This window comes from Corynebacterium sp. LK2510 (genome assembly GCF_040946405.1).
Lineage (GTDB): Bacteria > Actinomycetota > Actinomycetes > Mycobacteriales > Mycobacteriaceae > Corynebacterium.
The window spans coordinates 43,099-68,297 of sequence record NZ_JAYWLR010000001.1 but is presented as its reverse complement, the minus strand read 5'-3'; the positions used below and the strand labels follow the sequence as shown (position 1 = coordinate 68,297).

The 25,199-nt window shown below is 64.8% G+C and carries 25 protein-coding genes; 4 read left to right on the top strand and 21 right to left on the bottom strand.

The features are described 5' to 3' along the window. Positions 1-4 precede the first annotated feature (4 nt). Entirely contained in the window at positions 5-1,159 is a 1,155-nt protein-coding gene (gene dxr, locus VVR41_RS00310) for a 1-deoxy-D-xylulose-5-phosphate reductoisomerase (RefSeq protein WP_368523126.1), read from the bottom strand. 168 nt (positions 1,160-1,327) lie between these two features. Between dxr and VVR41_RS00305 the strand changes: the two genes are divergently transcribed. Further along, entirely contained in the window at positions 1,328-1,825 is a 498-nt protein-coding gene (locus tag VVR41_RS00305) for a DUF2631 domain-containing protein (protein ID WP_368523125.1), read from the top strand. A 104-nt stretch (positions 1,826-1,929) separates the two neighbouring features. On the opposite strand, the gene rlmN is transcribed toward VVR41_RS00305, so the two are convergent. The 6 genes from rlmN to rpsB form a co-directional block, all read right to left on the bottom strand. After that, positions 1,930-3,033: a 23S rRNA (adenine(2503)-C(2))-methyltransferase RlmN gene (gene rlmN, locus VVR41_RS00300; RefSeq protein WP_368523124.1), complete on the bottom strand. Its 1,104-nt coding sequence runs from the start codon at positions 3,031-3,033 to the stop codon at positions 1,930-1,932. Positions 3,034-3,146: 113 nt separating this feature from the next. Further along, positions 3,147-4,049 carry a phosphatidate cytidylyltransferase gene (locus tag VVR41_RS00295; RefSeq protein ID WP_321103890.1) on the bottom strand — a complete coding sequence of 301 codons (903 nt, stop codon included), beginning with the start codon at positions 4,047-4,049 and terminating at the stop codon, positions 3,147-3,149. Between the two features lie 74 nt (positions 4,050-4,123). Continuing rightward, on the bottom strand, positions 4,124-4,681 hold the full coding sequence (gene frr / locus VVR41_RS00290; RefSeq protein ID WP_321103891.1) for a ribosome recycling factor: 558 nt from the start codon (positions 4,679-4,681) through the stop codon (positions 4,124-4,126). A 105-nt stretch (positions 4,682-4,786) separates the two neighbouring features. Next, on the bottom strand, positions 4,787-5,551 hold the full coding sequence (gene pyrH / locus VVR41_RS00285; protein WP_409338248.1) for a UMP kinase: 765 nt from the start codon (positions 5,549-5,551) through the stop codon (positions 4,787-4,789). Between the two features lie 137 nt (positions 5,552-5,688). Then, positions 5,689-6,507: a translation elongation factor Ts gene (gene tsf, locus VVR41_RS00280; protein ID WP_368523123.1), complete on the bottom strand. Its 819-nt coding sequence runs from the start codon at positions 6,505-6,507 to the stop codon at positions 5,689-5,691. A gap of 242 nt (positions 6,508-6,749) precedes the next feature. Continuing rightward, positions 6,750-7,655 (bottom strand): 30S ribosomal protein S2, encoded by a 906-nt coding sequence (gene rpsB, locus VVR41_RS00275; RefSeq protein WP_368523122.1) that lies wholly within the window; start codon positions 7,653-7,655, stop codon positions 6,750-6,752. Between the two features lie 288 nt (positions 7,656-7,943). On the opposite strand from rpsB, the gene VVR41_RS00270 reads away from it, so the two are divergent. Beyond that, positions 7,944-8,474 (top strand): M23 family metallopeptidase, encoded by a 531-nt coding sequence (locus tag VVR41_RS00270; RefSeq protein WP_368523121.1) that lies wholly within the window; start codon positions 7,944-7,946, stop codon positions 8,472-8,474. 83 nt (positions 8,475-8,557) lie between these two features. Beyond that, positions 8,558-9,454, top strand: coding sequence for an EamA family transporter (locus VVR41_RS00265; protein ID WP_368523120.1), 897 nt, complete (start codon positions 8,558-8,560; stop codon positions 9,452-9,454). Here VVR41_RS00265 and VVR41_RS00260 read toward each other — a convergent pair. From VVR41_RS00260 to rpsP, 12 genes are all read right to left on the bottom strand, one after another. Beyond that, the gene (locus VVR41_RS00260; protein WP_368523119.1) at positions 9,451-10,347 is read right to left on the bottom strand and encodes a tyrosine recombinase XerC; all 897 of its coding nucleotides are present in this window, start codon (positions 10,345-10,347) and stop codon (positions 9,451-9,453) included. The genes VVR41_RS00265 and VVR41_RS00260 overlap by 4 nt on opposite strands. Before the next feature lie 38 nt (positions 10,348-10,385). Then, on the bottom strand, positions 10,386-11,567 hold the full coding sequence (gene dprA / locus VVR41_RS00255) for a DNA-processing protein DprA (protein ID WP_368523118.1): 1,182 nt from the start codon (positions 11,565-11,567) through the stop codon (positions 10,386-10,388). Further along, the gene (locus VVR41_RS00250; RefSeq protein ID WP_368523117.1) at positions 11,564-13,087 is read right to left on the bottom strand and encodes a YifB family Mg chelatase-like AAA ATPase; all 1,524 of its coding nucleotides are present in this window, start codon (positions 13,085-13,087) and stop codon (positions 11,564-11,566) included. Before VVR41_RS00250 ends, dprA begins: the two co-directional genes overlap by 4 nt. After that, positions 13,074-13,448: a YraN family protein gene (locus VVR41_RS00245; RefSeq protein WP_368523116.1), complete on the bottom strand. Its 375-nt coding sequence runs from the start codon at positions 13,446-13,448 to the stop codon at positions 13,074-13,076. The genes VVR41_RS00250 and VVR41_RS00245 overlap by 14 nt, the downstream gene beginning before the upstream one ends. Before the next feature lie 151 nt (positions 13,449-13,599). Continuing rightward, a complete protein-coding gene (locus VVR41_RS00240) occupies positions 13,600-13,908 on the bottom strand; it encodes a DUF2469 domain-containing protein (protein ID WP_321103900.1) in 309 nt (102 codons plus the stop codon). Further along, a complete protein-coding gene (locus VVR41_RS00235; RefSeq protein ID WP_368523331.1) occupies positions 13,905-14,552 on the bottom strand; it encodes a ribonuclease HII in 648 nt (215 codons plus the stop codon). Before VVR41_RS00235 ends, VVR41_RS00240 begins: the two co-directional genes overlap by 4 nt. A 10-nt stretch (positions 14,553-14,562) precedes the next feature. After that, positions 14,563-15,312 (bottom strand): signal peptidase I, encoded by a 750-nt coding sequence (gene lepB / locus VVR41_RS00230; protein ID WP_368523330.1) that lies wholly within the window; start codon positions 15,310-15,312, stop codon positions 14,563-14,565. 216 nt (positions 15,313-15,528) lie between these two features. Continuing rightward, a complete protein-coding gene (gene rplS, locus VVR41_RS00225) occupies positions 15,529-15,876 on the bottom strand; it encodes a 50S ribosomal protein L19 (protein WP_321104014.1) in 348 nt (115 codons plus the stop codon). 116 nt (positions 15,877-15,992) lie between these two features. Then, the gene (locus VVR41_RS00220; RefSeq protein WP_368523115.1) at positions 15,993-18,320 is read right to left on the bottom strand and encodes a Tex family protein; all 2,328 of its coding nucleotides are present in this window, start codon (positions 18,318-18,320) and stop codon (positions 15,993-15,995) included. A 10-nt stretch (positions 18,321-18,330) separates the two neighbouring features. After that, on the bottom strand, positions 18,331-19,422 hold the full coding sequence (gene trmD, locus VVR41_RS00215) for a tRNA (guanosine(37)-N1)-methyltransferase TrmD (protein WP_368523114.1): 1,092 nt from the start codon (positions 19,420-19,422) through the stop codon (positions 18,331-18,333). Next, entirely contained in the window at positions 19,415-19,915 is a 501-nt protein-coding gene (rimM, locus tag VVR41_RS00210) for a ribosome maturation factor RimM (RefSeq protein ID WP_368523113.1), read from the bottom strand. The genes trmD and rimM overlap by 8 nt, the downstream gene beginning before the upstream one ends. Before the next feature lie 169 nt (positions 19,916-20,084). Then, the gene (rpsP, locus tag VVR41_RS00205; protein ID WP_368523112.1) at positions 20,085-20,609 is read right to left on the bottom strand and encodes a 30S ribosomal protein S16; all 525 of its coding nucleotides are present in this window, start codon (positions 20,607-20,609) and stop codon (positions 20,085-20,087) included. 358 nt (positions 20,610-20,967) lie between these two features. Here rpsP and VVR41_RS00200 point away from each other — a divergent pair, with 358 nt between their 5' ends. Further along, a complete protein-coding gene (locus VVR41_RS00200; RefSeq protein WP_321104019.1) occupies positions 20,968-23,100 on the top strand; it encodes an acyltransferase family protein in 2,133 nt (710 codons plus the stop codon). A gap of 32 nt (positions 23,101-23,132) precedes the next feature. On the opposite strand, the gene ffh is transcribed toward VVR41_RS00200, so the two are convergent. Together ffh and VVR41_RS00190 are read right to left on the bottom strand one after the other, a co-directional pair. Beyond that, positions 23,133-24,770, bottom strand: coding sequence for a signal recognition particle protein (gene ffh, locus VVR41_RS00195; protein WP_368523111.1), 1,638 nt, complete (start codon positions 24,768-24,770; stop codon positions 23,133-23,135). Between the two features lie 83 nt (positions 24,771-24,853). Beyond that, on the bottom strand, positions 24,854-25,198 hold the full coding sequence (locus VVR41_RS00190; protein WP_321103904.1) for a P-II family nitrogen regulator: 345 nt from the start codon (positions 25,196-25,198) through the stop codon (positions 24,854-24,856). Position 25,199: the final 1 nt, after the last annotated feature.

Genomic DNA, 25,199 nt, shown 5'->3' with positions numbered 1-25,199 from the left:
TCCCCTAGCCGCGCGCGAGCCGGTTGATGTGCTCGTTCGCCCGGGCGCGCGCTTCGGTCTCCACGGCGACAACGGCCTCGAAGCTCTCCGGGGCGGAGGCGAATGACGCAGCCTCGCCGACGATCTCGGCGACAACATCGACGATGTGAGGGAACGCGATCCTGCCCGCCAAAAAGGCGGCGGCCGCTTCCTCGTTGGCCGCGTTGTAGACCGCGGGCACAGTCGCGCCCTGCTGCGCCGCGTGGCGGGCGAGGTCGACGGCTGGGAAGGCGGCGTTGTCCACGGGTTCGAAGGTCCACTCCATCGCATTCGAGAAGTCGAGGGCGGGCTGGGCATCGGCAACGCGGTTTGGCCACGCCAAGGCGTGGGCGATGGGCATTTTCATCGACGGCGGGGAGGCCTGGGCGATCGTTGCGCCGTCGACGAAGGTCACCATGGAGTGGATGATGGACTGCGGGTGTACGGAGACGTCGATAAGCGCAGCGTCGACGTCGAAAAGCAGCGTCGCCTCGATCAACTCCAGGCCCTTGTTGACCAGCGTGGCCGAGTTAAGCGTGTTCATCTGCCCCATCGACCAGGTCGGGTGCGCCGCCGCCTGCTCCGGGGTCACCTCCATCATCTCGGCGCGAGTGCGCCCGCGGAACGGCCCGCCGGAGGCGGTCAGGACAAAGCGCGCAACCTCGCCGCGTTCGCCGGAGCGCAGGCACTGTGCCATCGCCGAGTGCTCCGAATCGACCGGAACGAGCTGGCCCTCAGCGGCCTTGTCCACCACGAGCTTTCCGCCGGCAACCAGAGATTCCTTGTTTGCCAGCGCGAGCGTCGCGCCCGTTTCTAGCACCGCAAGCGTGGAGGCGAGACCCAACGACCCGACAAGCGCGTTGAGGACCGTGTCCGCAGGTTGTGCGCGAACGAGCTCCGCGGGATCGTTGAGCACCGTGCCACCGAGCGCGTCTGCAACAACGCGGGCGGCCTCAGGGTCCGAGACCGAGACGGCCTCCGGGCCCAAGCCGAACGCGCGCGCCTGGGCAATCACATGCCCCGGATCGCGTCCGCCTGCCGCGATTCCCACGACCTCAAAGGCGTCGCGGTTGGACTCGATGACCTCGATCGCCTGGGTTCCAATAGACCCGGTCGACCCCAGAATGACAATCTTTTTCACCCGACCATTGTGGCACGGGCTTTGCGACGCACCCCAGTCAATGAAAAGTATGAAACTTTTAGGGGGTAACGACTCACCACGAGGGCTCTCAATATGGGAAGATGGCCCACAGGTATTAGATGTGTCTGCCCCGCGGGCGGACACGCGAGGATTAGCAAGGAGAAAGCTGTGGCCCACCACGCGCACGATCGAGTACACCAGGTGTACAGCGGTGTTTCCGAAGCAGACGTTCCCTCCGCAAAGTTCGGCTGGAGCGAGCTGCGCCCGGGCACGATTCAGCTCGCCGGCTGGATTTCCGTCGCATTCCTGGTCGCGTACAACTTCGGCAACCACCGTGGCCACGTCGAGACCATCTGGCTCGCTACTATTGCCATCCTCATCGCGCTCGGCCTGATCCTGCTCGCCGTGCGCCCGAAGCTCAGCCAGGTCCGCACGGTCACGTCGCACAACAAGCCGCTTGGCCACCAGGAGCCCGACTGGACCTATGACCAGCGCACGCTCTCCGGCGCCTACGCTGACCTCGACGACCGCTCCCTGCGCGCGCTCAACATCGACCCGTCCCGCGTCAGCCACCTGCGCGGAACCCAGGGCGTTGCGGCCCGTGAAGTCACCACTCAGGACGTCTCAACCCACAGCCTGGGTACCTCCCACGACATCGTGCGCTAGTTCCGCACACTCTGTTCGACGTTCAAATCGAGTACGGTCCCGCTCCACCACGACGGTGGAGCGGGACCGTTTTGATTTTGAATCAACGATGGATGTGAAAGGGGCTATTCGGACTTCTCGTCCGCCGCGAGCTGGCCGCACGCCGCAGCAATCTCTTGGCCCTTTGTGTCGCGCACGGTACACGGCACGCCCTGCGCGATGACGCGGCGGACAAACTCGTCCTGCCGGGCGCGCGGCGAGGCGTCCCACTTCGAACCCGGCGTCGGGTTGAGCGGGATGAGGTTGACGTGGACGAGAGAACCGAGGGCGTCGTGAAGCTTGCGGCCCAACATGTCCGCGCGGAAGTCGTGGTCGTTGATGTCGCGGATCAGCGCGTACTCGATGGACACTCGCCGGCCCGTCACATCTGCGTAGTAGCGGGCAGCGTCGAGAACGTCTGCGACCGAGAACCGGTTGTTCATCGGCACCAGCTCGTCGCGCAGCTCATCGTCCGGGGTGTGCAACGAGACTGCCAGTGTGCAGGAGAAGCCTTCGTCGGCAAGCTTGCGGATCTGCGGGGCAAGCCCCACCGTCGAGACCGTGACGTTGCGCTGGGAGATGCCGAAGCCATCCGGGCTGGGGCTGGTGATCTGGCGCACCGCGGAGACGACGCGGTTGTAGTTCGCCAGCGGCTCCCCCATGCCCATGAACACCACGTTGGTCAGGCGAGAGCCCTCGCGCTGCATCGCGGCGGCCGCCTCGCGCACCTGGTCGACGATCTCCGCCGTGGACAGGTTGCGGTCCAGCCCGCCCTGGCCGGTCGCGCAGAACGGACACGCCATGCCGCAGCCCGCCTGGGAGGAGATGCACAATGTTGCGCGCCCCGGGTAGCGCATGAGCACGGACTCCAGCAGGATCCCGTCGTGAAGGCGCCAGAGAGTCTTGGTTGTGTCGCCCTGGTCTGTCTCCACCTTGCGCACGGGGGTGAGCAGCTGCGGGAACAGCGCATCCTTGACTAGTTGGCGCTGCGCCTCCGGCAGATCCGTCATCGTCAATGGGTCGGCTTCGAACTTGCCGTAGTAATGGCGCGCGATTTGATTGGCGCGGAACTTGGGTAGGCCGAACTCGCTGAGCGCGTCGACGCGCTCCTGGGTGGACAGGTCGGCGAAGTGCTTCGGCGGCATGCCGTGCTTCGGGGCCAGAAGCTGGATCTTCGGGAAATCACTCATAACAGCCCCCATCTTTGCATGGCAGGGCGCTGTTGACGAATCTCCAACTCTTCTCCAACTCTGCCATTCGGCGGCGCGCGCCACCCGACACGTTCGCCGCGCGAGGTGCTCAGTTACAGGGCCGCAACGAGTTCGAGGACCAGCCACGTCGCCGCCGCGGCGGGAAGCATGCCGTCGAGGCGGTCCATGATGCCGCCGTGGCCCGGGAGCATCGTCGACATGTCCTTGATGCCGAGCTCGCGCTTGAACTGGCTTTCCACCAGATCACCCATCGTCGCGCAGATAACGAGAGCGACCCCGAGGAGAACACCGAGCCACCACGGCCCTGCCAAAAGCCACGTCACAACAACGATGCCGGTCACCACGCCGAAGACGATAGAGCCGGCGAAACCCTCCCAACTCTTGCTCGGGCTCACGGCCGGCGCCATCGGGTGGGAGCCGAACATCACGCCGGCACAGTAGCCACCGACGTCGGAGGCGACCACGCAGAGCATGAAGGTGAGGATGTAGAAGCCGCCGGGGCGACCGCTTTCGTCGACAAGCGAAATGAGCGCGGCGAACGAACCGAACAGCGGGATCCACGCGAGGACGAACACCCCGACCGCGATGTCGCGCAGGTAGTTGACCGGCTTGCGGTCGCGCCCGTTGTCGAACAGGCGGTAGTACATGAGAAACAGCACGCTGAACGCGAACCCGGACACCAAGCCCGTTGTGCCAAAGACGGCGGAGATCCACAGCATCGCCTGGCCGAGGACGATCAGAAAGGTGCGAGGCTGCTTGTAGCCTGCCTCGCGCAGACGAGTGAGCACCTCCCACATGGCCAGACCGACGGCCGTGGCAACGAGCGGGTACCACGCCCACGGGCCGATCCACGCCGCCAGCAACACAGCGGCGCCCAACCCCGCACCCGTCGCGGTGGCGAGGCGGAGATCGCGCCCGGCCGCGTTCTTCGGGCGCGGGGCGCGTAACACTCGGGTGGAACCGCTCGGGCGGCCTGGGGTACCGGATGTAGTCACAAGATCGGGCTTTCTAGCGCCAGGTCGCGCTGGTTGCGTGGGAGATCAGTGCACAGAGACAGAAGCGGGAGGAACTAGACCTCCATCAACTCCGCTTCCTTGCGGGCGACGATCTCATCGATCTGGGCCACGTACTGCTGCGTGGTCTTGTCCAGGCTCTTCTCGGCGGTGACGACCTCGTCCTCGCCGGCGTCGCCGTCCTTCTGGATCTTCTTCAACGCCTCCATGCCCTGGCGGCGGACGTTGCGGATGGCGATCTTGCCTTCCTCACCCTTCTGCTTAGCCTGCTTGACCATGTCGCGGCGGCGTTCCTCGGTCAGCTGCGGGATGGTCACGCGGATAACCTGGCCGTCATCAGTCGGGTTCACGCCGAGATCGGAGTTGCGGATCGCGTTCTCGATCTCCTTCAGCGTCGACATGTCGAAGGGCTTGACCAGGAGCATGCGCGGCTCCGGAACCGAGATGGTGGCCATCTGGTTGATCGGGGTCGGGGCACCGTAGAACTCGGCCATCACACCGTTGAACATCGCCGGGTTGGCGCGGCCAGTGCGGATGTTTCCCAACTCGTCGCGCGCGTGGTCAACGGAGCTGGTCATGCGCTCTTCGGCGTCAAGAAGTACGTCATCAATCATGGCTAATCCTCAATCTCGTTGGTCAGGTAAACGTTGGTAGACAATCTACCAGCGCAGGAAGGCTTATCGACGCAAGCTGCGCCTCGCCGGCCCGCTTGGTCCGGTCTAGGACTGAACGAGGGTGCCGATCCGCTCCCCCGCGACAGCGCGGGCGATGTTGCCCTCCTTGAGCAGGTTGAACACGAGGATCGGCATGTCGTTATCCATACACAGTGAGAACGCTGTGGCGTCAGCGACCTTTAGTTCCTTTTCCAGGACCTCGCGCGGGGTGACCTCGCTGTAAAGCTTCGCATCCGGGTTGGTGCGCGGGTCGTCATCGTAAACGCCGTCAACACCCTTGGCCATGAGGAGCACCTCGCAGCCGATCTCGAGGGCGCGCTGCGCAGCGGTGGTGTCGGTGGAAAAGTACGGCATACCCATACCCGCGCCAAAGATGACCACGCGCCCCTTTTCCAAGTGGCGTGCGGCACGCAGCGGCAGGTACGGCTCCGCGATCTGCGCCATGTTGATAGAAGTCTGCACGCGGCAGTCAACGCCCTTCTGCTGCAGGAAATCCTGCAGCGCGAGGCAGTTCATCACCGTGCCGAGCATTCCCATGTAGTCGGAGCGGGCGCGGTCCATTCCGCGCTGCTGCAGCTGTGCCCCACGGAAGAAGTTTCCGCCGCCGATCACCACGGCAACTTCGGTTCCGGCCTGTGCCACCTCGGCGATCTGGACTGCAACACTGTCCACAACATCGGGGTCGATTCCGACGGTGCCGCCGCCGAACATTTCACCTCCGAGCTTGAGCATCACGCGCTTGTATCCGCTGCGGTGGGGCGTTGTGTCAGTCACCTGGGCGACTCCTTCTGTCCGGGGGCGGTTTTCCATTTGTCGATCATAGCGATCTCACACCACGCACCACGATCCGAGGGCTGCAGCCCCGGCGCACTGGGACAAACATGCGGAAACCGCCGCCCCGCGCGGTGCGGGACGGCGGTTAGACCGAAACAGTGAGGGAAGCGGGCTTACGCCTGGCCGACCTCGAAGCGGACGAAGTCGGTGATCTCAATGCCGGCCTCGTCAGCGAACTGCTTGACGGTCTTCTTGGAGTCAGCCAGGGACGGCTGGTCGAGCAGGACGACGTCCTTGAAGAAGCCGCCCATGCGGCCCTCAACGATCTTGGAGATGGCAGCCTCGGGCTTGCCCTCGTTGCGGGTGATCTCTTCCTGGACCGCGCGCTCCTTCTCGACGACCTCAGCCGGAACGTTCTCCTGGGTGAGGTAGCGAGCCTTCATCGCAGCGATCTGCAGGGCAACCTGGTGTGCAGCCTGTGCATCGTCACCGGTGTAGGCGACGAGAACGCCGACGGCCGGCGGCAGGTCAGCGGAACGCTGGTGCATGTAGGTGGCGATGTTGTCGCCCTCGATGGTGGCGGCGCGGCGCAGCTCAAGCTTCTCGCCGATCTTGGCGGACAGGCGCTCGAGGACATCGTGGGCGGTCTCACCGTTGACGTCAGCGTTGGCGAGCTCCTCCTGGGAGTTGGCCTTCGCAGCGGCGGCGGCAACAGCGATGTCGTTGGCGATGTCCTTGAACTCCTGGTTCTTGGCCACGAAGTCGGTCTCGGAGTTGATCTCAACGATGGTGTTGCCGGATACAGCGACAAGACCCTCAAGGGCGTTGCGCTCTGCGCGCTTGCCCACGTCCTTGGCGCCCTTGATGCGCAGGATCTCGACGGCCTTCTCGAAGTCGCCAGCGGTCTCTTCCAGAGCCTTCTTGCAGTCGAGCATGCCAGAGCCGGTGGTCTCGCGGAGCTTCTTCACATCAGCAGCGGTGTAGTTCGCCATAGTGGGGCGATCCTCCTCGTAATTTAAGAACGTGTGTAAACGCTTCTAACCCGCACCGGGCGCACGCCCGATCGCGGTGTCATCATTCATGATCGGTTTTCCAGAGTAGCGGAGTTAGTACCCGACGGCACCCTGAAAAATCCCCCGAGTCCCCCATCACGCACAACCCCCGCGTCCTGTTCGCGTTTCGACTAAAACGAGGACGAAAACAGGCCGCGGGGGAAGGTCAGGAACGCAGTGACTTACTTCGCCTGCTCAGCCGCGCGCACGGCGTGCGGCTGCTCAACCGGAGCGACCTCCTGCGGAGCGGCAGCCTCGGCGGCTGCTGCAGCCTTGGCGGCGTCAGCTGCTGCGACATCATCGGACGCAGCGGCGTCGGCGGCAGCCTGTGCGGCCTCAGCCTGGCGCTTCGCGTCGGTGTCACCTGCGGCGTCGCGGGCAGCGGAGAGCTGACGCTCCTCGCGCTGCTGCTTGCCGGCGATGACGGCCTCGCCCACGATGTGGGTGAGAAGCTTGACGGAGCGGATGGCGTCATCGTTGCCCGGGATCGGGAAGTCGACGACGTCCGGGTCGCAGTTGGTGTCGAGGACGGCAACAACCGGGATGCGCAGCTTCTTCGCCTCAGCGACAGCGATGTGCTCCTTGTTGGTGTCCACGATCCACAGTGCGGAGGGAGCCTTGGTCATGTTGGCGATACCGCCGAGAACGCGCTCGAGCTTGATGCGCTCGCGGGTCAGCATGAGGACTTCCTTCTTGCCGCGGCCGGCGTAGCCGTCCTCGGCAGAGTCCATAGCCTGGAGCTCCTTCATGCGCGCGATGCGCTTGGAGACAGTCTGGAAGTTGGTGAGCATGCCACCGAGCCAGCGGTGCGTGACGTACGGCATGCCGACGCGCTCCGCCTCTTCCTGGATGGGCTCCTGCGCCTGCTTCTTGGTGCCGACGAACAGGATGGTGCCGCCGTGGGCGACGGTCTCCTTGACGAACTCGTAAGCCTCGTCGATGTAGGTCAGCGTCTGCTGCAGGTCAATGATGTAGATGCCGTTGCGGTCGGTGAAGATGAAGCGACGCATCTTCGGGTTCCAGCGACGCGTCTGGTGGCCAAAGTGCACACCAGCGTCGAGGAGTTCGCGCATGGTTACAACTGCCATGGGAATGTCTCCTTCGGAGAGAAGTAGTTCGGTTTACATGTACTGCCCGGGTTTTTATCCCGTGCCCTGGCACCGTGCCGGCTCTGCGCCCTCGTACTGTGGGACCGTTGCTGAGCAGGCATTTTTCGGCGCGCGTAGTCAGCCCAAAAAGACTGCCCGTCAAACTCTAGTGGCCGCGGGACGAAAACACCAATTGAGCTGCATCGTTGTCCCCAGGCCCTGTGAGCTGTCCACATGGACGGACACCGCGCGGCGTGCGCAGCATCCATCGGTGCTACATCTGCCCCCATGACCCGCCTTCCACCCAGACTCCGCCACCCGGCCTCATTCCCCGTCTTACGTTCCGCGGTCCTCGCCTTGATCTTCGCCCTCACCGCAGCCTGTCCTGCGTGGGCCTGGGTCGACCCAACGACGGGCCACCGCTCCGCGACCCACGTCACCCGGCGCGCCGACATCCCCGAGAAAAACTGGCTGCCGGGGCACCGCGGCGTCGATCTGGCCGCGCGTCCTGGCGATCCCATCCGCGCCGCTGAGGAAGGAACAGTCGCCTTCGTCGGCGTCGTTGCGGGGACCCCGGTTATCTCCATCGCGCACCCGGACGGGCTTCGCTCCACATATCAGCCCGTGCATTCCCGGGTCGCGGTAGGCGACGTCGTTGCCGAGGGTGATGTCGTGGGCCACCTCGGCCACTCCTCCGACCACGACGGGTTGCACTGGGGAGTGCTGACAGGGCCCGACACCTACATCAATCCGCTTTCGCTTCTCGACGCCCCCACGATCCGCCTCAAACCACCCGACGACGGTATCGGTGGCCGCTAACTGTCCCGGCGTAGGGTGTATGCAGCCTTACCTGGCCCACTTAGTTGGCCTACATAATCGGCCCACACCGCAAAGGAGAAGCGATGACCCAGGAATCGGCGCGCACGGCAATCGTTGTGGTGGCACTGAACTACCTGGTGTGGGGCATCCTGCCGCTGTTTTGGGCGCTACTCGACGACGTCAACGCACTCTACGTCCTCGCTCAGCGCATCCTGTGGGCCACGGTCATTGCTGGAGCATGGGTCTTTCTCTCCGCCACGCGTCGCGGCGGGGTACGCGGAGGCGGGCTCAAGGCCGCTTTCGCGGGAACGTCCCCGGCACTGGTGGCATCTGCGATGGCAATCTCGGTGAACTGGGGGCTCTACATTTGGGCCGTGAGCAACGGATTCGTCGCCTACACCGCGCTGGCGTATTTCGTCTGCCCCCTACTGAGCGTCTTGTTGGGGGCCGTCGTCTTTGCTGAGCGGCTCTCCCCTGCCCAACTCATTGCAATTCTTCTGGCATCCTTCGGGGCTGTCGTGTTCGGCTGGGGGCAGGCGGGCATGGGGCTGATCATCGTGTTCGGTGTCGCCGGTTCCTTCGCCATCTACGCTGCCATCAAGCGGACGGTGAAGGTCCAGACCGTCACTGGTCTCTTCGTGGAATCAGCGATACTGAGCCCTGCCGCCTTCCTGGTGATCTCCACCGGCATGATCACTCCGGATGTGCATGTCACACCGAAGACCTGGGTCTTGTTTGTTCTGGCTGGCTTTGTGACATTCCTGCCGTTGGTGGTCATGTCGCACTACGCGCGCATTGTGCCCTTCACCTTGCTGGGAGTGCTGCAGTACATCGCACCAATTACTCAGTTGGTGCTGGGTGTCACAGTCTTCGGCGAAGCGATTTCAGGCAGGCAGATTGCCGCGCTCGCAGTCATCATTGTCGGAGTCGGCATCTTTGTGGCCTCCACGAACGGGCGTCGGCGAGCGCGCCACACTTAGGCGCGAGGATGCGCTTGGTCGTACACCCGCTTGAGTCGCGCTGCGGAGACATGGGTGTAGATCTGCGTGGTCTGCAAACTGGAGTGCCCCAGCAGTTCTTGTACGACACGGAGGTCCGCGCCACCTTCCAACATGTGAGTTGCTGCGCTGTGTCGCAGGTCGTGGGGGCTGATCTCGCCGGCCCCGGTTCGGATCGCGGCGCGCTCCACCACTCGCCGTACCTGGCGCGGATCAATCCTTCTTCCCCGCGACCCGACAAACAGTGCAGTCTCGTCTGCGTGGGCGAGATGGATCCGGCCGCCAGCCATCCACGCGCTGAGTGCTTCTGCTGCCTTGGCACCGAACGGTACGACGCGCTGTTTGTTTCCCTTACCGGTCGCCTTCAACGTCTGGCGGTGTGCATCGACGTCGGCGCAGTCCGCGTTGGTGAGCTCAGAGACGCGGATGCCGGTGGCGTAGAGCAGCTCGAGCATGGCGGCGTCGCGCAGCGCTTCAGCCGGGTGGTTGTCGTCGTTGATCTCCGCCTCGACAAGCTCGCTGGCCCGCTCCGCGTTAACGACGGTGGGCAGGTGGCGGCCCACCGTCGGCGCGGCGAGACGCGCGGCGACATCGGCATCGATGTGGCCGTGGTCGAACGCCCACGTGGAGAAGGCGCGTACTGCGGCGGTGCGCCGCGCGAGTGTTGTGCGCGCGAGGCCGCGCTGGTGGGCGTCGGCAAGCCAGGCGCGCAGCGCGGGAAGGGTGAACTCTGCGAAGTAGGTGACCTGCTCAGGCAGCGAGGAAAGGTCGGAGGTGTACCCCCGGACCGTGGCGGGGCTGCGTCCGAGCACAAGGCGCGCGTGCTCAGCGAAGTCGTCGATGGCCTCTCGGATCTGGCTCGCCTCATTCCGCATGCCAGGCAATGCTACCCGCAGCCCAACCCGCCCCCCTGTTACATACTGCCTACCCCGGGAACGGCGCTGCGGCGCCACTGCGCGCCTTCGCGGGCCACCACCGCCCTTCTGCTCAGGTCGACCAGCAGGTGAACCGTCAGTGCAACCGACAGCCCCGCTCGTGCGGCGACATCGTCAGCCCCGAGTGTCCCGGCGACGGGGAGGGCGTCATAGACCCGCAGCTCGTTGCGCGACAGGCTTTGGATCGGGTCGGCCGGGAATGCGAGTTCGCGCTGCCCATCGACGTCGGTGTCGCCGATGCTGGAGAGCATCTCGTGGATGTCGTCTGCGCTCAACGCCATGGCGGCCTTGCCGTCGCGGATAGCTAAGTTCGTCCCCAGCGAGGCGGGCCCGAGGATCGGCCCCGGCACGGCAAACGCGGTCCGCGCGTAATAGTTTGCCCAGTTCAGAGTGTTCAAAGCTCCCGAGCGAAACGCCGCCTCGACGACCACCGTGCCCTGCGTCAGTGCCGCCACGAGGCGGTTGCGAGTAAGGAAACGGTGCCGGTCGGGTGCGACGTTGGGCGGATACTCCGTCACAATCGCGCCGTTGTTCGAGACAATTCGGTCGAACAGGCCCGCGTTGCGTCGCGGGTAGACCACCCCCGGCCCGCAGGCGGCCACCACCACGGTGGGCGCGGCGTTTGCCAGCGCCGCCTCGTGCGCGACCGAGTCGATTCCAAGGGCTCCGCCAGAGACCATCGCGTACTGGCGCTGTGCCAAGCCCCTCGCCAAATCCGCAGTGGCGTGGTGTCCGTAGGCGGACGCGGCGCGCGTGCCGACGACGCCGACCGCGTTGGCGAACAAGGCTCCCAGATCTGTGCGCCCGCGCACCCACAACGCGTGGGGCGCGACCCCGTGTTCGCGGAACGTCTCCATGTTCGCGGTGCTGGCACGGACTCCTATGTCGAAGGCCTGCTCAATCTCTGCGGCGGGCCACCCGGGGTGCCCGGGGTGGATGAGGGCGAATCCCTGTTCGGCGGCATCGTGAAGGTCGGTTTCCGCCCGCTCCCAGGTGTGTCGCGCTTCCGTCTCCGGGCCCAGGCGCCCGAGCCAGCTCGCGCGGGCGCGTACCCCTGCGGCGATCTCGTCGGCGTCGCGCCCGGCGCGCAGCAGCTGCTGCAGTGCGTGGCTGGGCCCTTCCACGACCCGGCTCAGGTATGCCCAGGACGTGGCGCTCATACCGCCACCCCCACTGCCCCGAACGAGCGCAGCTCCACAGCGCGCGCGACGTGGTCGAGGTCGGGCCGCGCTGCCCCATCGAGGTCAGCCAACGTCCAGCACAGTTTCAAAACGCGGTCGATGCCCCGCTGGGTCACCTCCCCGTCAGCCAGAAGCGCCGACAGGTACGCCATGGCGTCCTCGGTGGCCGGGTAGTCCCGGCGCAACAGCGGAGCTTCGACCCGCGCGTTGGTGCTCGCGGTGGTTTCTGCACCCGCCCACCTGTGCTGAGCACGCTCGCGGGCCTCGGAGACGCGCTGAGCGATCGAGGCCGAGCTCTCAGCGTTGTCCGGGGTGAGCACGGCATCGTGTGTGCTCGTGGCCAAGCGAATATCGATGCGGTCGCGCAACGGTCCCGAGATGTTGCGCAAGTGAGATGCCCTCTCGTGTGCCCGGCACACGCACTGAGAGGGAACGGGTGCCGCGCACTTGCAGGAGTTTGCGGCGAGCACGAGCTGGAAGCGCGCCGGGTAGACGACCTCCCGGCGCGCGCGAGTGATCCTGACTTCGCCGGTCTCGAGCGGGATCCGCAATGCGTCCAGAACTGACGCGGAAATCTCCGAGGCTTCGTCGAGGAAGAGCACTCCGTGGTGTGCGTGGCTGACCGCGCCGGGGCGAGGGACGCCGGAGCCTCCGCCGATCAGCGCGGCTTGCGTGAGGGACGGGTGCGGCGCAACGAACGGGCGGTGCGCGATGACACCGCCGGAACGGGCAGCCCCCGTGGCGGAGACGGAGTGGATCGCGGTGGCGTCGACAGTTTCTGCCAAGCTCATCTCCGGCAGGATGGACGGCAACCGCTCCGCCAGCATGGACTTACCGCTGCCAGGTGGGCCGACCATGAGGACGTGATGCCCGCCGGCTGCCGCGACTTCGAGGGCGAAGCGCTCCCGCGCTTGGCCGGCGATGTCGCTGAAATCCGGGCCCGCCGGCGACGGCGCAGCGGGTGACTCCTGCGGCCGCGACAGCTCCCCCGCCCCGATCAACCAGTTCCACACCTCGCTCAAGCTGTGCGCCACGCGGATTCGGTCAGACCCCAGCAGCGCCGCCTCGGCAGCGTTGTCAGCCGGGATAACGATGTGCTCTATGTGCGCGGGCGCTGCCAGGAGCATGGGTAGCACTCCGTCAACCCGGCGCAGCCTCCCGCCGAGGCCTAGCTCTCCGAGTGCAAGGACCGACTCGAGGCGCCGCTGCGCGAGCGGGTGCATTCCCGCAATGACCGCGAGGGCCACCGGCAGGTCAAACTGCGATCCGGATTTCGGCACGTGGGCCGGGGAAAGCGAGACCATCACCTTGGTGCGCGGCCACGGTAGCGAGGCGTTGGCGACGGCAGTGCGGATCCGGTCGCGGGATTCTTTCACAGCGGCGTCACCAAGACCCACCATGTACATCCCGGGCAGCCCTGGACCGATGTTCGCCTCCACCGTCACGACGCGGGCACTGATGCCCTCGAGTGTCGCGGAGGACGTGCTAGCGAGCGCCATTGTCCACATCCTCGAAGATCTCGATTTGCACGTCTTCAGGGCGGAAGATGACCTCAGCGACATCGAAACGCACAGCCTTCCATTCCTGTCCATCGAGCCACTCGGCAGCGCAGCGGCGCATGGTGGTCAGCTTCTTCTGCGTCACGGCCTCAGCTGCTCCGAAGGCGCGGCTCCGCCTAGCTTTCACCTCGACGAACACGACCGTTCCGTCCGGCGCTTCCAGGATCAGGTCCAGCTCACCGGAGCGGGTGCGAACCCGGGAACCGAGCAGCTCGAAGCCTGCGCCCTCATAGAACCCCAGCGCGAAGCTCTCGCCCGCTATCCCCAGCAAACTGTTGTGTGTGTCGGTTGCGTGTGTCATTCCATCCCCCCGAACGGTTGTCGTCACTCGTGTGGACGTATTAGACGCCCACACCACCGCGCAGGTTCCCGGGTGGGATGCTTACCGCATGAAAAACGGGGCGTGGCTACCAAGCGCACGCCCCGTGTCACGGCCGGGAAAGCCCGGGAGCTTAAGGCTCCGGGAAGGTCAACTCCGGCTTGTCCAGCTCCTCGATGTTGACGTCCTTGTAGGTGATGACGCGGACGTAGCGCACGAAACGCACGGCGCGGTACATGTCCCACACCCAGCAGTCCGACATGCGGACCTCGTAGTAGACGTCCTTGCCCTCGGTGTGCGGGATGAGCTCCACGGCATTGGCGAGGTAGAACCGGCGATCGGTCTCGACGACGTAGGAGAACTGGCTGACCACGTCCCGGTACTCCCGGTACAGGGAGAGTTCAACTTCGGCCTCGTAGTTGTCCAGATCTTCTGCGCTCATTGTGACCTCTCGAAATGCTCGTGGGCGGTTCTCACGTTGGCATAACTATAACGATGTTCCCGGCTCGCGCCGTGGCGGCGCACCGCGTCCATGTGCGCCGCCGTTCCGTAGCCTTTGTGACCGGTCAGCCCGTATTCGGGATAGGTGCGCGCCAGCTCGACGATGAGCCGGTCACGGCTGACTTTCGCCAGGATGCTCGCGGCCGCGATGCAGCGCGCTGTGTAATCCCCGCCGATAATCGGCAGCTGCGGCACGCTCAGGCCGGGAACGCGGAAGGCGTCGACGAGGACGTATCCGGGTTGCGTCGATAAGCGGGCGATCGCCCTGCGTGCCCCGTCGAGGTTGGCGTGCTGGATTCCGCGGTGGTCAATCTCCGCAGCCGGGATATGCACGACCGCGTAGCTCACCGCATCTGCCGTGATCGCTTCAAACAAAGCCTCTCTGCGCCGCGGGGTGACTTGCTTGGAATCTGTCAACCCCTCCAGGCTGGGAAGCGGGTTCGGCGGCAGGATGCACGCCGCGACCGTCACAGGCCCGAAACAGGCTCCGCGACCTGCCTCGTCGATGCCCGCGACAGGACCGAGCCCCGCCTTGTGCAGCGCCACCTCGTAGGTGCGCAGCTGCTTGAGACGTCTCACTGTCAGGTGTCTGCCCTTACCCGCCAGCCTGGATTGCGGGAGATTCCACTGTGCCCATCCGGCTCAGCGGGAAGACGATGGCGGCGACCTTGCCACGGATGTTGTCTTCGGGGATCGCACCCTGGTACTCGTCGCCAAGGTGGTAGCGCGAGTCGAGCGAGTTGGTACGGTTGTCGCCCATCATGAAGTACGTGTTCTCGGGGACCTGGACTGGGCCGAAGTAGTCGCCGCCGCAGGCCTCGGAGCCGGTATCCGGGTTGACCGGGTAGAAGTTCGGGGACAAAACGTAGGACTGGTCGATCGGTTCGCCGTCGACCATGATTGCCGGGTCGCCCGCCTGGCAGGAGACCGTCTGACCTCCGGTGGCGATGATTCGCTTGACCAGGTTGTTCTGGTCCGGAGGGACGAGGCCCGCCCAGGATCCGACCTCTTGGATGCCAGCGATGACGGGGTTGGCGGAGCGGTTGGAGACGTACTGCGTGTTCCACGAGTCGGTGCCCTGGAACACGATGACGTCGCCCGGCTCCGGGTCAGTGAAGTAGTAGCTGATCTTCTCCACCGCGATGCGGTCGCCCTTGCCATCCTGGCCGTGCAGGGTCGGTTCCATGGAGGCGGAGGGAATGACATAGACGCGCCCGATGAACGTCTGGATCACAAGCATGAAGAACAGGGTCAACACGATGACGAGCGGAATCTCGAAGTACCAGGGCATCGTCTTCACCTCTGGCTCGGCAGCGGGGGCCGCGTTCACAGCAGGTGAAGTCATTGCGCCGCGCACGGAAGCCGAACCTCCGCGCACAGTGTTTGCGCGGCGGGTGCTGTCCGGTTGCTGTCCGGAGCGTCCACCGGGGGTCATTTCTGGATTCGGATTCGTCACCCGCAACACTCTAGCACTGCGCTGCAACACGCCCGGAACAGGCGAAAGCCCCGCCTGCCGGGGTATGGCGGGCGGGGCGAAGCGCTACTCGGAACGAGCCCGAAACTAGCGGCGCTCCTTGATGCGGGCAGCCTTGCCGCGCAGCTCGCGCATGTAGTAAAGCTTCGCGCGACGGACGCGGCCCTTGCGCAGAACCTCGATCTTCTCGATGTTCGGGGAGTGCACCGGGAAGGTACGCTCGACGCCGATACCGAAGGAGACCTTGCGGACGGTGAAGGTCTCGCGGATTCCGGAGCCCTGACGGCGGACGACGAAGCCCTCGAAGAGCTGGGTACGGGTGACGGAGCCCTCGATAACCTTGACGTGAACGCCGAGGGTGTCGCCGGGGCGGAAGTCGGGAATGTCGTCGCGCAGCTGGCCTGCGTCAACAAGATCAATAATGCCGTTGCTCATGAAAGCAATCCTTTACGTTTAAGGACAGAGGACCCTAGCGGCTACTCCCCATTCACGGGGCGCTCGGCTGGTTCATGTCTCCTACAACAACCTGAGCAATTCTACATACCCGCCGGTCACTCACCAAATCCAGCCTTCTTCAGAGCGTCCGCCATCGAGCCGCTTGCTTGACGACGCCCACCGGCCCCGCCCCGGCCATTACGATCACCCCGGCCACTACGGCTGCCTCGGGTGTCGCCCGCGCCCTCGCGCCGCCCGCGCTTCTTTCCCGCGCTGCGGCCCTGGGCCTTAGCTCCGGATTCGTCATCAAGCCGCAGGGTCAGCCCGATGCGCTGGCGCTCCACGTCGACATCGACAACTTTGACCTTGACCACCTGGCCAGAGCGCACGACGTCGTGCGGATCGGAGACGAACGTGTTGCTCATCGCGGAGACGTGCACGAGTCCGTCCTGGTGCACCCCGACGTCGACGAACGCACCGAAGGCCGCGACGTTGGTGACGGTTCCCTCCAGGATCATCCCGGGGACGAGGTCGGCGACCTTGTTCACGCCTTCCTTGAACGTCGCGGTGACGAACTCCGGGCGCGGGTCACGGCCAGGCTTGTCCAGCTCGGCAATGATGTCGGTGACGGTGGGGACGCCGAACGTGTCGTCGGCGAAGTCGGCGGGGTTGAGCGCGGCAAGTGCGCCGGAGTTGCCGATCAGCTCGCGCGTCGCCGTGCCTGTGGCCTGTGCTATGCGCTCGACGACCGGGTAGGCCTCCGGGTGCACCGCCGAGGCGTCGAGGGGGTTGTCCCCGCCCCGGATGCGCAAGAAGCCCGCTGCCTGCTCGAACGCTTTCGGCCCGAGGCGCGCGACCTTGTTCAGCTCTTTGCGGGAGGCGAACGAGCCGTGCTCGTCACGGTAGGCCACGATGTTGCGCGCGATGGTCGGCGAGAGCCCGGAGACACGCTCGAGCAGCGGCACCGAAGCGGTATTGAGGTCCACGCCGACGGAGTTGACCGCATCCTCGACCACGGCATCGAGCGAGTTGGCAAGGGCCACCTGATTCACGTCGTGCTGGTACTGGCCCACGCCGATCGACTTCGGGTCGACCTTGACCAGCTCCGCCAGCGGGTCCTGCAGGCGACGTGCGATCGAGACCGCGGAACGCAGCGAGACATCCATGTCCGGAAACTCTGCCGCAGCGATCTCGGAAGCGGAATAGACAGAGGCACCGGATTCGGACACGACCACCGGGGTCGGGCGCGCTCCCCCGGCCTGGGCGATGAGGTCGGCGACCTCCCCGGCGAGCTTCTCCGATTCGCGCGACGCGGTGCCGTTGCCGATTGCGATCAGCTCAACGCCGTGGGTTGCGGCCAGCGAGGACAGCTCGCGGACGGCTTCCGCCCAGCGGTTCTGGGGCTGGTGCGGGTAGACGATCGTGGTGTCGAGGACCTTGCCGGTGCTGTCGACCACGGCACACTTGACGCCATTGCGGTAGCCGGGGTCCAGCGCGAGGGTTGCGCGCTGTCCGGCGGGCGCGGCGAGTAACACGTCGCGCAGGTTCGCGGTGAACACCTCGAGTGCGCCCTGTTCGGCCTTCTCGCGCAGGCGGGTGCGCGTGTCCAGGTTGGATGAGACCTGCAGCTTGGTGCGCCAGCCCCACCGCACGGCCTTGGCCAGCCACGGGCTGTCCTTGACGGCGAGCCCAAAACGCGCGGCGATCATCCCTTCGTAGAAGTCCTCCTCGCCCGGGTCGAGCTCGAGAGAGAGCACACCCTCGGATTCCCCTCGGAACAGCGCGAGGATGCGGTGGCTGGGAAGGGTGCGGAACGGCTCCGAAAAGCCGAAGTAGTCGCGGTACTTAGCGCCCTCTTGTTCCTTGACCTCGACTGCCTGGGCGTTCATTGTTCCGACAGTGAAGAAACGCTCGCGCACCTCACCGACGAGGTCTGCGTCAGTGGTGAAGCGGTCGACCAGAATGGCGCGAGCGCCGTCGAGCACGGCCTTGGTGTCGGTGAATCCTTCGGTGATGAACTGCTCGGCGGCCGCCTCCGGATCGGCCGAGGGAGTGGTGACGAGCAGATCGGTGAGCTCCTCGAGCCCTGCCTGGCGCGCAATGTCTGCCTTGGTGGTGCGGCGCTTCTTGTAGGGCAGGTAAAGGTCTTCGACGCGCGCCTTGGTCTCGGCGTCGGCGATTGCGCGGCGTAGATCGTCGTTAAGCTTGCCCTGCTCCTCGATGGCGGCGATGACCGCATCCTTGCGCTCCGCCAGCTCCACCAGGTACGCGTTGCGTTCCTCGATGTGACGCAGCTGGGCGTCGTCAAGCCCGCCGGTGGCCTCTTTGCGGTAGCGCGCGATGAACGGGACGGTGTTGCCCGCCGCCAGAAGCTCAAGCGCCGCGGAGACCTGCGTCGGGGCAACCCCTAGTTCGGTCGCGATGGTGTCTGCGATGAATCTCATTGGCGCAATTCTAGTTTGCGCGGGTTTCGCCTTCCCAGGCACTACCCATGCGCGCCGCCTTTGCGACGGCCGCAGTCGCCGCCTCCAACGGCATCGCGGTGCGCCCGCGCACCTGAATCACGCTCTCACCTACAACGATCTCGGGCTCGCGGTAGCCAGCCTTTTTGAGCTCTCGACGCATGCGCTTTGCCGCGTCCCCGCCGCGTGGCACAGACCCGCGGACAACAGTCTCCACCGCGCGGCCGTTGAAGGCGAACTCGTCGTCGGCGTCCAGGTCGACGCCAGCGAGGAGGTCGGGGCGCACCTTACGGGTGCGAAGCAGCGCCTGGTCCCGGCGCCATCGTTCGACCTTGGCGTGGTCGCCGGAGAAAAGAACGTCGGGAGCATCCAGGCCGCGCCATGTACGCGGCTTCGTGTAGGACGGCCCCTCGAGCAGCCCGTCGGAGAAGCTGTCCTCCTCGTGGCTTTCGGTATTACCCAGCACACCCGGGATCAGGCGCGTGACGGCTTCGGCGATGACGAGCGCCGCCACCTCACCACCGATCAAGACGTAGTCACCGATGGACACCTCGCGGACCCGGTAGCGGTTGCGCGCGTCCTCAAAAACGCGCTGGTCGATACCCTCGTAGCGCCCGCAGGCGACGACGATGTGGCGCTCACGAGAAAACGCTTGGGCGTCGGCTTGGGTAAACGGCGTTCCGGCCGGGGTGGGAACGATCAGCAGCGGCGCGGACGAGTCCTCGCTCGGCGCCCCGTCGTGTTCTGCGTCGTAGGGGCGCGCCGCGACGTTGGCGACATCGTCGTGGCGCAGTCTGTCGTTGCGGTGGGGTGCCGCCGAATCCAGGGTGGCGCCGGCGCGGCCCGCGGCGACGTCGTCAAGCGCAGGTCCCCACACCTCCGGCTTCATCACCATGCCGGGCCCGCCACCCAGCGGGGGCGCATCCACCGACTTGTGGCCGCCGACGGCCCAATCGCGCAGGTTGTGCACGCCGACTTCGATAATGCCCTGCTCGATCGCCTTTCCCAGAAGCGCGTGGCGCAACGGCTCGAGGTACTCGGGGAAAATGGTGACGATGTCGAGTCGCAGCTGCGGATCAGACATCCAACAGACCCTCCGGCGGGGTGATGGTCAACGTCTGCGCGTCCAGGTCAATGTCCGGCACGAAGTTCATGACGAAGGGAACGAGCACCTCGCGCCCGGAGTAGTCGATCTCGAGGATCTTGCGGTTCGGGGTATCCATCACGCCGGTCACTTCCCCGACCTCGGCACCGTCGTGGATGACTTTCAGCCCGATGAGCTCGTGGTCGAAGTACTCATCGCTGTCGTCGTCGCGCTCGAGTGGCTCGGCGAAAAACTTCATGCCCCGCAGCGTGTCGGCCTCGGTGCGGTCTGCTACCTCGCGGAACTTCACCAGAAGCCGGCCTTTGTGGGGGCGTGACGACCCGACAGTCAGGGTGCGCTCCTTACCGGCCTGGGTGCCGTTGAGCACCGCACCGTCAGCGAATCGCACCTCCGGAACGTCGGTCATGACATCGACGACAACCTCCCCGCGGATGCCGTGCGACTTTGTTACCCGGCCTACTTGCACCTTCATGGAGCACGATTCTACCTGGGCGCCGCTGGCTGACACTCGACTGCCACTCTGGGACGCTCAGCGGACTTTCAAGGGCGCAGTTCGGTGTTCTGGGGCGCACGCGGTGGCGAGCATATCGCGCAAAAACGCCCGCAGACCGGTGGGTGTGCGGGCGCGTAAGCGGGAGAGATTAGTTCTCCTCGTTCTCCTCAGCCTTGTCCTCGGTTGCCTCGTCGGCAGACTCGGACTCAGCCTCAGCGGCCTCGGCGGCCTCAGCAGCAGCCTGTGCCTCAGCCTCAGCAGCGGCCTTGGCCTCGGCCTCTTCCTTGGCCTTCTTGCGCTTCTCGGTGATGGCCTCGGCGGACGGGCCGTTGTTGGCCTCCTCGAGAGCCTGGTTGAACAGCTCGAGCTTGGACGGCTTCGGCTCAGCAACCTTCAGGGTGCCCTCTGCACCCTCGAGGCCCTTGTGCTTCTGCCAGTCACCGGTGATCTTCAGCAGTGCGAGGACCGGCTCGGTCGGCTGTGCGCCGACGCCGAGCCAGTACTGGGCGCGCTCGGAGTCGATGCGGATGAGCGACGGCTCTTCCTTCGGGTGGTAGATACCGATGTTCTCAATAACCTTGCCGTCGCGGCGAGCGCGGGCGTCGGCGATGACGACGCGATACTGTGCGTTGCGGATCTTACCGAGACGCTGGAGCTTGATCTTTACAGCCATGGAATGTCCTTAGCGAGTCACTGGGCAGTTCAGACACCCGCCGCGGTTCGGCGGGCCGGTTCAACCCTTCTTCTTTAACCTGCGTGTGACGGGCCGGCCGACCGTTCACGGCACATCGCTTGACGACGCCACCGCGAATCAGACGAACACGACGCTAACGCAGAATGATTGCGCGAAGCGTACGCGACCTTGCCAGGCCGGTACACAACCGCAACTACATTACCGGTTGCACCACTGCCGTCCAAAACCGCCATTCGTAATTATTTGCTGTGGTCGCTGCATGGGTAAGGTTTTGTGGACCATAGCTCCATTGCGTGAGCTGATACAAAGGGGAAAAGGACACAAGGGGTTGAAACTTATGGGCGGCGTCGCTCCCCAAAATCTGGCATCTTCCCATCGCCTTGACCTCGACGGACTGCGCGGTGTGGCCATCGCGCTTGTGGTTGTCTTCCACGTGTTCGTGGGCCGGGTTTCCGGCGGCGTGGATGTCTTCTTGCTCCTGTCGGGATACTTTTTCCTCGGATCCCAGCTGCGCTACGCGCTGCGCCCGGATCCCAGCCTGAATCCGTGGTGGCCTCTGTGGCGAACTGCCCGCCGCCTCGTGCCGGCTCTCGCGATCGTGCTCATCAGCGTGTACGTGCTGGTGCGCACGCTGACACCGCCTCTGATGACCGGCGATCTCGCCCGCCAGTTCACCGCGTCGATGTTCTACTTCCAGAACTGGGAGTTAATGTTCCAGGACGCGGACTACGCAGCTGCCGGTGTGGATACCTCGCCTCTGCAGCATTTGTGGTCGATGAGTGTGCAGGGGCAGTTCTACCTCGTTGCCATCCTTTTCGGTATCGCTGCCGCTGCGCTTTCGTCCCTCACGCGGATCTCCACCCACGCCGTTCGTACCACGGTGATTGTGGTTCTCGCCGCCGCCACCGTTGTTTCTTTCGCCTGGGCGTCGCGCTTCGGGTTGATGGGGACCCCGGAGAACTATTATTCAAGCTTCTCGCGCGCGTGGGAGATGACTCTCGGTGCGCTGCTCGCCCTTGCCCCCGCATGGTTGCGCGTTCCCGCACGCTACTCGGCCGCCTCGGCCGCGGGTGGTTTGCTGCTGATCGGGTCGACGGGTTTCCTGATCGCAGATTCGCTTGCGTTCCCCGGCCCCCTTTCTCTTCTTCCTCTCAGCGGCGCGATTCTGGTGATCTTGTCCGACCCCGGCAATCTGTTCTCCCGGGTCTTAGCTTCACGTCCCGCGACGTGGCTGGGTGATACCGCGTACTCGCTGTACCTGTGGCACTGGCCGCTGTTGATCATCGCCACACAACTTGGCGGGTTCGAGGTTCCTCCGGCGTGGGTCGGGGCGACAGTCATCGCCGTATCGCTTGCCCTCGCACACATCACGCATCAAGTCATCGAACGTCCGCTGCGCCAGCACAACAGGCGGCTCAAAAGGACTGACTCGCCCGTCAAAAGCGCGATCGCATCCTTGCGCACGGCACCCGGAGCTGGCCGCGCGGCTGGCGGTGTAGCCGTTACCTGCGTGGTTGCCGCAGTCGCCGCTGTCCAACCGATGTGGGTGCTCAAGGTCGATGAGGCCTCGGGCCCGCTGGATCCGAACCGCTATCCGGGAGCGATGGCAATGCGCGGCGCGCAGGTCCCCGATCTAAGTCCCATGCCCTCACTCGAGCTCGTTTCCAGCATCTACCCGCCCATCGGCTCGGACGGATGCATGATTTTCATGAACCAGGATCCCACTGACATGCCCGGCCCAGAGTGCGTGTACGGAGACCCGGAGGCCGAAACCACGGTGGTTCTGCTTGGCGGCTCTCACGCGGAACCGCTCGGTATTCCCCTCGACACCCTCGGGCGCGAGCACGGATTCAAGGTTGTGCCGTTCGTCCGGCAGGAATGCCCGATGGTGTTGAGCCTCGACGGAGTTGTTTCCCCTGAATGCGCCGAGTGGTCGAATCGTGTGATGGATATGCTCCCCGACCTCAACCCGGATCTTGTGGTTTCTAATTCGACCCGACCGGGCGGCAGTGCCGGCGGCGCCGAGATGAGCGTCGATCTCGTTCCCGACAGTTATCTCGAGGTCTGGCAGCGCCTTGCCAACATGGGCATTCCATTCGTGGGGCTACGAGACAACCCCTGGATCTTCACGCCCGAGGGCGATCTCATGGATCCTAACCTGTGTCTTCTGGGCGGGGGTTCTTTCGAGGAATGCTCCATGAGCGCCTCCGACGCCTACGGCCCGGTCGATCCTTCGGCGGCTTACTTGGACGGAACGAACCAGATGTGGAGCGTGGACACATCGTCGTGGTACTGCACAGACGAGGTCTGCCCGCCGACGGTCGGCAACGTTCCCGTCTACCGCGACCAAAACCATATCTCTAATGCTTATGCCGCCAGCCTTACTCCCCTGATGTGGGAGGCATTGCGCCCGATCTTCGACGAACTGGAAATCCCCCACAACGACGAACCCGCCGCCGAGACCAGCTAGGTCGTCGGGGGCGGGTGGCTTATGGCGGGAAGCTACTTGCGCTTCTTGCCCAAGTTCTTCATCGCCTGATCGAAGTCCAGGTTATTCAGGTCCAACCCGTCCATGCCGGGCGGAAGCTGCTCCTGCAGCTTCTTCAGCTCATTCATGTCCGGCATGCCGCCGCCCATTCCCGGCATCCCCGGCATTCCACCCATGCCGGGCATGCCCGGCATCTGCGGGGAACCGCCGGGACGACGCTTCGCCGGCTTGCGCTTACCACTCTTGGTCTTGCGGCCCTTCGGCTTCTTCTTCGTGGCGGAACGACCGCCGCCCATGCCGGGCATACCGGGCATGCCGAACTGGTTGGCCATCTGCCCCATCATCTTCTTCGCCTCGAAGAAACGCTCGACGAGCTGGTTGACCTCAGAGACGGCGACACCGGAACCGTTAGCGATGCGCTTACGGCGAGACGCATTGAGGATCTTCGGATCCTCGCGCTCAGCCGGCGTCATACCGCGAATGATGGCCTGGATGCGGTCGAGCTGCTTCTCATCGACCATGTCCGCCATCTCGTTCATGGCTTTGCCACCCGGCATCATCTTAAGCAAATTGCCGATCGGTCCCATACGGCGAACCATGAGCAGCTGGTTGAGGAAGTCCTCGAGAGTCAGCTCGCCCGAACCGAGGCGCGATGCAGCCTCCTCGGCTTCCTTTTCATCAAAGAGCGTCTCGGCCTGCTCGATGAGGGAGAGCAGGTCGCCCATACCGAGGATGCGGCTGGACATGCGATCCGGGTGGAAAACATCAAAGTCATCCAGCTTCTCGCCGGAGGAGGCGAACATGATGGGTTTTCCGGTGACCTCGCGGATGGACAGCGCGGCACCGCCGCGGGCGTCACCGTCAAGTTTGGTCAAGACCACACCGGTGAAGTCGACTCCCTCGGCGAAGGCTTGGGCCGTGGACACGGCGTCCTGACCGATCATGGCATCGATGACGAAAAGCACTTCGTCGGGGTTGACAGCGTCGCGAATGTTGCGCGCCTGCGTCATGAGCGTCTCGTCGATGCCGAGGCGACCTGCGGTATCGATGATGACAACGTCATTCTTGTTCTGTCGCGCGTGTTCCACACCGCGGCGGGCGACCTCGACGGGGTCTCCGTGGGAGGTACCCATCTCATGCTCAAAAGAGTCGGTGGAGGTTCCTGGATCCGGGGCGAACGTGGGAACACCGGCGCGCTCGCCGACGATCTGCAGCTGCTGGACCGCGCCCGGGCGCTGGAGGTCGCACGCGACAAGCATGGGGGTATGCCCCTGCTTGGACAGGTGGTTGGCCAACTTGCCGGCCAGGGTGGTCTTACCTGCACCCTGCAGACCGGCGAGCATGATGACGGTCGGCGGATTCTTCGCCAAGTTGAGTCGGCGGGTCTCGCCGCCGAGGATGGCGGTGAGCTCCTCGTCGACGATCTTGACCACTTGTTGGGCCGGGTTGAGCGCCTCCGAGACGTCCGCGCCCAGCGCGCGTTCCTTCACACGCTGGATAAATGCGCGGACGACAGTCAGAGAGACGTCGGCCTCAAGGAGGGCAACGCGGATCTCGCGGGCGGTTGCGTTAATGTCCGCCTCGGTGAGCTTGCCCTTGCCGCGCAGGCCACCGAGGGCTGTTTGTAGGCGGTCGGACAGTGACTCGAACACGATGGGCACACTCCTTGAGGGTGGGATACTGCGGTTAGCTCGTTACAGCCTAGCGTGTAGCGCTGGGGAGCCGAACTTACCGCCTATCCCAGGATGGCGGCGTCGCCAGTCTCCTTGGTCCGCACGCGCACCGCTCGTTCGACCGCGGTGACCCAGACTTTCCCGTCCCCAATCTCGCCTGTGTAGGCGGTTCGCACGATCGTGTCGATGGCCTCGTCGAGCTGGGCATCAGTGACGACAGCTTCGAGCTTGGCTTTGGAGACGAACGGCGACGAGTATTTTGCCCCGCGGTAGTACTCCACCTGGGCGCCCTGGCGGCCGCGGCCTTGGGCTTCGGTGACGGTGATACCCTGCACTCCGATTTCCTCGAGCGCCTCAATAATGTTGGTGAGGGTGAACGGTTTAACTACTGCCGTGATGAGCTTCATG